We start from the raw sequence: 8165 nt of genomic DNA, 5'->3' as shown, positions 1-8165 counted from the left end.
CATTTTTCAGCTTCAATGCTATCGATGATGTTTGCCCAATCGAGTTCTTTTGAAACAGGGTTTAATGTTTCAGTCATAAGTACTTGGGTTGTGTTGGTGCTGGGCTTAAATATATAAAAATTTGAGAAAAAATACTTTTACATCTGCTTCAACAACAACTTCCCCAATTCCACATCCGCCAATAAACCCTTCAAACCCGCCTGACCGCCCGAAGTCAAATCCTTCAATAAAGTAAACCGAATATCATTGGGAATAAAGTCAATTTTTAAAAAAGCCTTCAAATTATTGAGTTGTAAAGAACTCAGTGTTTGAGCATCTTGCAGCAAATAATTGGCCAGCCGGGTACACAAGGCTGCGATGATGTCCACACGAATTGGCTGCTTGACCACCATTTTTTGAAATGGCAAAAAGACCTCTTTTTCAAAATCCTGCGCATTACAAATTTGCTCCGGGGTAATCAACTCGCTCAGGTTGTGGTTGACAAAAGAGATAAAAGCCGTGGCGCTTTGTTCATCCAGGCAGGAGTCGGCCAAAATGCGCACCAGGCCCAGGTTGGCACTCAGGTCTTTGATTGACTTAATGGCTTCAAAAAACTGCACCAAGGTGCGCGGAGTGGTGCGTTGCCCGGTGATGATTTCGGGATAGAGCAGTGCAAAATTGATCCCTCGGGCATCCACTTCGTTTTGTTCGGCCCATTGCACCCAGGTTTTGAGGTCAAATTCCAGGGTTACGTGCAACATCCGGGTCAGCATCGCATCATCCATGGGGGTGACCGAATAATCTCCGCCGTCGGGGTTGGCGGTCAGGATGATTTGCCATTGGGGCGGCAATTGCCAACTGATCAATTCATGGTTTTGCAACAACTGCATAATGCCGCGCAGGATGCGTTCATCGGCGCGGTTGACGTCGTCGATCAACAAAATGCCGGGGCCAGGAACATCAGGAACCCAGGCCGGCGCACGAAAAACGGTGCGCTCCCCCTCAATGGCGGGCATGCCCACCAAATCCCCCATTTCTTCAAATTGAGCCGGGGCGATGTAGGCGTATTGGTAGCCGTTTTGCCGGGCCAGATTCTCGACGATCTCGGTTTTACCAATGCCATGGCGACCCCAGATGCAGATGGGTGATTTGCGTTTCCCCTCCCCTTCCAGCAGCTGATTGGTTTGGAAGATGTGTTGGATGAAACGGCTAAGCTCCGTAGCATTTACTTTGGTTCCGTAGTATTGGTAGTTGTGCATATCCTTCGTAGAGAAGCAAAAACATGATCATCCCGAATTTTTAGAATAATTCCAAAGCGACATAATTTTCACAAAGAAAGCACAAAGAAACACAAAGGACACAGAGTTAGACGTAGACGGCGCTTCGCTTTGTGTCCTTTGTGTCCTCTTTTTTTCCTTTGTGATAAAGAAATGTCGCTTTTGTAGTGTTTATGAAAAATTCGGGGTGACTCATATTTTTGCGTTTCACATGTTTATTTTTCTTCCTGGCAAATGTTCCCATTGCCCATCTCCACCCTGTTTTCCACCACTGATCATCCACAACAGCGGCTTTCGGCAAAGCAAACTTGGTGCAGGGCCCAATCCATCGGTGAAATACACCACTGCATCAGCATCCGACCGTTGATTGGCATAATTGATGGCGGCATCAAAATGGGTGCCCCCACGACCAGCAACCACTGTCGGAGTTGTACCCCGATAAATATAGGCATTGTTGATTTGGGTGTCGCATTCCAGGATAAAAATTTCGGTGCCCAAGCGCCAAATTTGCTGGATCTCCTGAAAAAAAGCCTGGATTTCAGCATCGGCAATACTCGCCGAAGTATCCAGGGCAATGAGCAATTTGTGTTTGTTGCGGATGCGCAAACCCGGATTGACGCCGTAGCGCCGGGAAGGTTTGCGGATGGTATTTTGCAAAAAAGTACGTTGCCCGGCTCCAACAAAGAGCCGCAAGAAACGTCGCCAATCCAAAGCGGGCTCCGGCTTTGTTACCAATTGGTTCAACTGAGTTTGTAAAGCCCCCGGCAAACTGCCTCGGCCTTTGGCTCCCACCCGTTGAAGGGCATTTTGCACAATCTGCTGTATTCCAGTCGCCAGCACCTTTTTTTCAGCAGCACTCAGGGTAGCTACCTCATTTTGCCATAAATCATGCCCAGCCAATGGACCAGTGCCTGCTGCCATCAAGTTGGATAGTTTCGGGCTGATGATTTGACCGCGGCGTAGGGTTTTGTTCCAGGCGCTGGACAGTTCTTCGTAGTAGAATTCTACCGGGCGAAAGGGCTGCAAATCCAGTTCGGGGAAGAGGCTCAAGGTGAGTGAAGCTGGGTTGAGTTGCTCAGGGCTCAAATATTGATTCACCACCAAATCGGCAGCTAGGTGAAAGATGCGAATGTTGGCAAAATCCTGTTCTCGCAGTAGATGCCCGAACACCAGGTGTAACACTTCGTGTTTGAGTGCGCCGAGTCGTTGCGCTGGGGTATTCAATTCCTCTTGCCAGTAGGTTGGATTGATGGCGAGTTTGGGCGTTTTATTGGCATTTACCCCCAATGACAAGCTTGGAATCTCAACATTGAGCTCCTTGACCAATCCCGTCAGCACATGCCCGTAGAAAGGCTCATGCAGGATGAGCTGGATACTGGCTTGGGTGATCTGGTCAAAAATCTGTTGGGTTTGCATGTGTGCAAATGTAAATTTTTGAGCTCATTTATTCGAAAAAAGCTTTAAATTGGACATCGAAACAAATACACTATGGCCATTATTCTTGCTGATTCAAAAATTGAGAAGGTAAACTGGGAAACGTTCCGCGAATTAGAACTCGCCGACGATGACCTGTTTATCTACGAACTTTTTGATGGAGAAATTATGAAAAGATCAGCCCCCAGCCTAATCCACCAGCGCATCAGCCGCAAATTATTGGGAAAAATGGATGCTTACATTGAGGAAAAAAAGTTAGGCGAGATCTTCTCCGCCCCGGTCGACCTCAATCTCGACGAGCACAATGCCTTTCAACCTGATTTAGCCTTCATCAGCAATGAGCGCAGTTTTTTAATCGAAGATGATGACTACATTAAAGGGGCACCCGATTTGGTTGTTGAAATCATCTCACCAGGTACTGTCAAAAAAGATCGCGTCATCAAAAAAGACCTTTGCGAACGTTTTGCCGTTCGGGAATATTGGTTGGTTGATCCACTGAATAAAGGCATTGAAATTTACATCATGCAAGAAGACAAATACGTGTTGCACGACCTACAGGAAATCACTGGAAAAATCAGCTCGACGGTATTGACCGGATTTGAATTGGAGCTAGGGCATATATTTGGAGAGGAAACACAGGAGGAAAAATAAAAGGTTCCAAGGTTTGGCTTAACCTTGAAACCTTATTTATCGTGTAAAGATTTACTTCATCTTCTTCATGATTTCACGCGCTTGCTCGTTGAAAGAACTCCCCTTATCCTGCGCGATGGTTTTTAATTTTGATTCAACAGCAGCATCCATTGGTCCCAGTTTCAGGCAAGTCAAAATATAATTCCACTCGCCTTTTTCATTAAATTTGGATTCGTTGGAATCTGCGGCGATCGCAAAAGCTTTTTTAGCAGCACTGTAGTTTTTCAAACCTACCAATGCATGGCCCAGGTAATATTGGGCCTCCACATACAAGGGGTCACCTTCAGGAATCCGGGAAAAGTCTTCAATTGCATCGGCATAACTTTCTTCAGCCAAAGCCTTTTTAGCTGCGGTTAAAGCATTTTGTGGAACTGAACCGCCGCGGATGATACGTGGATCATCGGCTTTGTAATAGCTGGCAAACAATTCATCTCCACTTGGCGCAGGCATCAAAAATGGGCGAGCAAAAAATACCAACAACAAAACAGCAGCAGCAGCACCCAGAATAAAAATACTGCGCCGAAAGTTAATGATCCGGCCACCAGAAGCCGCCCGATTGCCTTCCTTTTCCCATTGCTTTAAGTCTTTACGCAGGCTTTCTTCTACGCCATAATCCAATGCGCTCAAACTCAAGCGGTATAATTCTTCAGCCTGGCGCAACTCCTCGTTGCTGCCGAGTTCCCGTTCAAAGTTCTGACGATCTCCTGTCGACAATTCCCCAGCATGGTACTGGTCGATTCGGTCGTAATAATTTTCAAGCTTCATAACACATCTTTAAGTTGTTTTACCATGCCTGGGTTTTTTTCCAGGAATTCCATCAAGGCCAGGTGGCAGCGGTACTTAATTTTGCGGGCGTTAGCCTCGCTGCTGAGTTGCAAAGCATCGGCAATTTCAGCCATTGAGTACGACAACTTCCACATCTCCAACACTTTGCGACATTGATCGCCGAGTTGATCAAGCAGATGGCTGAGTAAGTTTTTGCGTTCTTCGGTGCGGAAGCTGACTTCTGGAGTTTCCAGATCGGGTTCTTCCTGCGCTGGTTTGATGGGATCGACCAAGGATACACGTTCTTGTTTGCGCATTTGGTTCATCCACAAAAAACGACAAATCGAATACAGGTAACCTTTAACTGGTGCTTCACCCCGGAATTTGTCCTCCCGGATGTTGCGGTCCAGCACGATGATTCCTTCGTGAAACATATCGGTACCATCTTCCTGGTTGCCCCGATTGTTTTTGACGAATGAAACGACGCGCTGCTGTAATTCTTTGTCGTCGTACAACCAGCGGATTGCCGTTTGTCTTACGGTGCCGCCTTTTTTGATCGCCGCTACTAATGACTCGTTCGTGTAGGTGATGGCGTTCATGGAGTAGGTGTTTTTGAGCAGAATAATGTGCCAGGTTTGTCGATAAATTTCAATGAATCGTCCATTTATTCTTTTTGAAGGCGTAAGAAATGGATTAAGCCACCTCACCCAGGAAAGAGAAAACAGACCATAGGGTTTATTTTTGCGAAAATAAGTATTTTGCCCATGTGCAAGGGATAAACATGAGACAAACACGTTCAGAAACGTTGAGAAATGAGGAAGCATTGCATTTTGTTGGGTAGTTTTCTGCTTTGGGTTGGAATAAGTTGGGGGCAAAATCTAGCCCAGAGCAAGCTGCAACAAGCTCAAACGCTTTTTGACTCCCTTCGTTATCAGGAAGCTACGACAATTGCCAAAGCAGTAATAGCGCAGCAAAAGAACCCAGAAATAAATGCACAAGCGCTACTTTTACTGGGGGACATTGCCATAGAACAAGCCGATTTTCCCAAAGCCAAGGCCTTATTTTTAAACAGTCTTCAACAACTTCAAGCTTTTCAAAGCAAGGGTCACCCACTCATTGCCCAGGCCTGGAATAACCTTGGCGAATACGAACTCAAATTAGACAACTTCAGCCAAGCCATCCAATGGCATCAAAACGCTCTCAAGCTCCGCATCAAACTGTTTGGCGAGAAACACGAAAAAACCGCTGATTCGTACAACAACATTGGCAATTGCCAGCTCGAATTAGGGGATTATGTTGCTGCCCGGCAAATGCATCAACGTGCACTGCTCATTCGACAGGCAATTCTCCCCTCCAACCATGCTGACATTGCCGTCAGCCACAACAACCTGGGTAATTGTGCCTATTTTAATGGCGATTTCCAGGAAGCAGCGCGTGAATACCGTGCGGCGCTGAACATTCGGGAAAAGACCTTTGGCTCCCGGCACAACAAGATCACCCCCACTCTGAATAATCTGGGTAAGGTGTTGCTGGAATTGGGGCAATGGGACCAGGCCATGGCCCTTTTTCAGCGGGTGCTCAGCATTCGGCAAGAAACCTTTGGTCGGGATCATCCCTCACTAGGCACTACGCTCGAAAACATTGGCGAAGTATTTTTAGCAAAAGGAGATTTCGCTACGGCGATTCCCTATTTGCAGCAAGCAGTCCATTTGTATGGTGGCCCTAACGCCCCATCCAGTGCACCAGCCTGGCATAAAATTGGTTTGAGCTATCAACGTATGGGCAAGTACGATGAGGCCTTGCATTATCATTTTGACGCATTACCCCTGGTTGAATCCCTGTATGGAGATCAGATCTTTGCAGCCGCCATAAACAACAACATTGCCAATTGCTACATGCAAAAAAAAGTGGCCAGTCTGGCGCTTCACTATTTTAGCATTGCTGCTGGTGCCTTGCATCAAAACTTCCCACAGGGGCATCCTGATCTGGCTCAAATGCACAACAGCATGGCCATTTGTTACATCCGGCAGGGCTTCTTGGATTCAGCGCAGCACCATTGCCAACTGTCTTTGGAGTCACTGGAAAAAATCAATCAAAGTCGGGGGCTAGCTTACTCCCAGATATTACGCACCAAGGCCGAAATTCTGCTACAAAAAGGAGCAATAGACCAAAGTACAGCGGTATTACAAAAAGCTTTAAACGCCTTAGGTTATCGAACTGGTCAAACCCTCTGGGGCAATGAAATCACCAGGGAAGTAATGGAAATATTGGCTCAACAGGGCCGAACCTGGAAAGCCGCCGCCATCAGTACTCCGAACAAAACCAAGGCTTTGCTCCTACAAAAAAAGGCAGCAGAGGTCAATCTCGAAGCCTTGCGCCTGATGGCCTTTTTACGCCGACAAATCAACAGCATCGATGCCCGTCAATTTTGGTTGCAGGAAGAATACACCATGTACCAGGAAGCAACCGATCTCTACTTCCGAATATGGCAACAAAGCGGCGATCAGCGCTTTCTGGAACGGGCCTTCATTTTGAGTGAAAAGAGTAAAGCGGCTCAATTGTTGGATGCCGTGCAATTGGGACAATCAAACACAGAATCCCAAATGCCCAAAAAATGGGTTGAACTGGAGCAAAATTTGCGGGCCAGACTAGCCGCGCTGGAGAGTGAACGAATCACCAGTCCTACCCGGGCAGCCCAGCTGGACCGGGAAATGTTGGGGCAAATCCGACGCCTGGATAGCCTGAATAGGGTGATTACCCGCTGGCAAAAACAAAAGGGCATTGCTCCACCGCAACAAGATACGGTCTACAGTGCAACCCACCTGCGCCGAAAACTTTTAAAAAGGCAACAGGCTCTGGTTGAATATTTTGAAACCAAGAGTAGTTTGTTGGTATTTGTACTCAAAAAAGACCAGCTTTATGGTTACAGTTTACAAAAACCGTCTTATCTGTACCAAAAAATTGTGGCCTTTCGCCAACTCTTGCGTTTGTACCCCGCGCTAAATGGGGCGGCCCTGGACAGCAACCTGCTGGATTGGACCCAACTTTCGCTTGGCTTATACCGGGATATTTTTAAGCCCTTACAACCCATTCTGAAAGACATCCAAAGCGTGATAATTGTAGCTGATGGTGCTTTGAATTATTTGCCCTTCGAAGCCATGCTAACCCGACAACCCCAGCGAGTTGATCGCTTCAAAAGCCATGCCTACCTTTTGCGGCAATTTGCCATTCAGTACAGTTATTCCGGAAGTTTGTCCTGGGAGTTGAGCCGAAAAAGCCGCCACAATTGGTTCAAACCTAATCTATTGGCGATCGCTCCTGATTTCCGAAAACATTCTCTTGGTCTAGGCACGCTGTACAACAACATTCCCGAAGCTGAACAGATCAGCAACTTGTGGGGCGCTAAAATCCTCACTGGCTCCAATGCAACCTTGAAAGCTTTCCGGGAGTATGCTCCTCATTACGACATCCTGCATTTGGCCACCCATGGCAAATACTTTGCCCACAAAGAAATTGACAACTATTCGGCCATTGCTTTTGCGGAGCAAAAAGACAGCAAAAGCAACGAATACCTGTATACCCGTGATCTGTACGCCATGCGCTTGCCCACCGAGCTGGTGGTGCTGAGTGCCTGTGAAACAGGCATTGGCGATTACCACTCGGGAGAAGGAGTGATCAGTCTGGCGCACGGCTTCATCCATGCTGGCGCCAAAAGTGTGGTGAATACCCTCTGGAGTGTCGACGATGCGCGCACCGCAGAACTGATGGTCGACTTTTTTACCTTGTTGAAAAAAGGAACTAGCCGCGACCGGGCACTGCAATTGGCCAAGTTGAACTTGTTGGAAAACCGTCCACATGACGAGGTGCATCCGTATTTTTGGGCGGGTTTGATCGGGATTGGAGCGACGGAGGCGGTGTATGATCCCTGGGGGAAATACATTGGTTTGGGTGTGGCTCTCTGCTTGTTGTTGGTTTTTGTTTGGGTATGGTTTCGGTACCTAAAGCCGCGTTTTTTGTAAC

The 8165-nt window shown here is 47.2% G+C and carries 6 protein-coding genes; 2 read left to right on the top strand and 4 right to left on the bottom strand.

The genetic code is table 11. The features are described from left to right. Nucleotides 1-137 precede the first annotated feature (137 nt). On the bottom strand, nt 138-1238 hold the full coding sequence (locus SFV55_RS15995) for an AAA family ATPase (protein WP_320030530.1): 1101 nt from the start codon (nt 1236-1238) through the stop codon (nt 138-140). Between the two features lie 225 nt (nt 1239-1463). Next, on the bottom strand, nt 1464-2672 hold the full coding sequence (locus SFV55_RS15990; protein ID WP_320030529.1) for a DUF2201 family putative metallopeptidase: 1209 nt from the start codon (nt 2670-2672) through the stop codon (nt 1464-1466). A 72-nt stretch (nt 2673-2744) separates the two neighbouring features. Between SFV55_RS15990 and SFV55_RS15985 the strand changes: the two genes are divergently transcribed. Continuing rightward, nucleotides 2745-3341 carry a Uma2 family endonuclease gene (locus SFV55_RS15985; RefSeq protein ID WP_320030528.1) on the top strand — a complete coding sequence of 199 codons (597 nt, stop codon included), beginning with the start codon at nt 2745-2747 and terminating at the stop codon, nt 3339-3341. Between the two features lie 51 nt (nt 3342-3392). Here SFV55_RS15985 and SFV55_RS15980 read toward each other — a convergent pair whose 3' ends face one another. Both SFV55_RS15980 and SFV55_RS15975 read right to left on the bottom strand, forming a co-directional pair. Then, nucleotides 3393-4145: a tetratricopeptide repeat protein gene (locus tag SFV55_RS15980; RefSeq protein ID WP_320030527.1), complete on the bottom strand. Its 753-nt coding sequence runs from the start codon at nt 4143-4145 to the stop codon at nt 3393-3395. Next, nucleotides 4142-4744, bottom strand: coding sequence for a sigma-70 family RNA polymerase sigma factor (locus tag SFV55_RS15975; RefSeq protein ID WP_320030526.1), 603 nt, complete (start codon nt 4742-4744; stop codon nt 4142-4144). The genes SFV55_RS15980 and SFV55_RS15975 overlap by 4 nt, the downstream gene beginning before the upstream one ends. Nucleotides 4745-4957: 213 nt before the next feature. On the opposite strand from SFV55_RS15975, the gene SFV55_RS15970 reads away from it, so the two are divergent. Next, nucleotides 4958-8164, top strand: a complete 3207-nt coding sequence (locus tag SFV55_RS15970; protein ID WP_320030525.1) for a CHAT domain-containing tetratricopeptide repeat protein — start codon at nt 4958-4960, stop codon at nt 8162-8164. The last annotated feature ends 1 nt before the right edge of the window (nt 8165 follow it).

This window comes from Haliscomenobacter sp. (assembly GCF_033763495.1).
Classification (GTDB): Bacteria; Bacteroidota; Bacteroidia; order Chitinophagales; family Saprospiraceae; genus Haliscomenobacter.
Note: the sequence above shows the minus strand (reverse complement) of the source record. Positions and strands in the feature narration are given on the sequence as shown.

Bases quoted from the DNA above. Each gene is read 5' to 3' on its own strand.
- SFV55_RS15995 (WP_320030530.1), bottom strand. From the start codon at position 1,238: ATGCACAACTACCAATACTACGGAACCAAAGTAAATGCTACGGAGCTT.
- SFV55_RS15975 (WP_320030526.1), bottom strand. From the start codon at position 4,744: ATGAACGCCATCACCTACACGAACGAGTCATTAGTAGCGGCGATCAAA.
- SFV55_RS15970 (WP_320030525.1), top strand. From the start codon at position 4,958: ATGAGGAAGCATTGCATTTTGTTGGGTAGTTTTCTGCTTTGGGTTGGA.
- SFV55_RS15980 (WP_320030527.1), bottom strand. From the start codon at position 4,145: ATGAAGCTTGAAAATTATTACGACCGAATCGACCAGTACCATGCTGGG.
- SFV55_RS15985 (WP_320030528.1), top strand. From the start codon at position 2,745: ATGGCCATTATTCTTGCTGATTCAAAAATTGAGAAGGTAAACTGGGAA.
- SFV55_RS15990 (WP_320030529.1), bottom strand. From the start codon at position 2,672: ATGCAAACCCAACAGATTTTTGACCAGATCACCCAAGCCAGTATCCAG.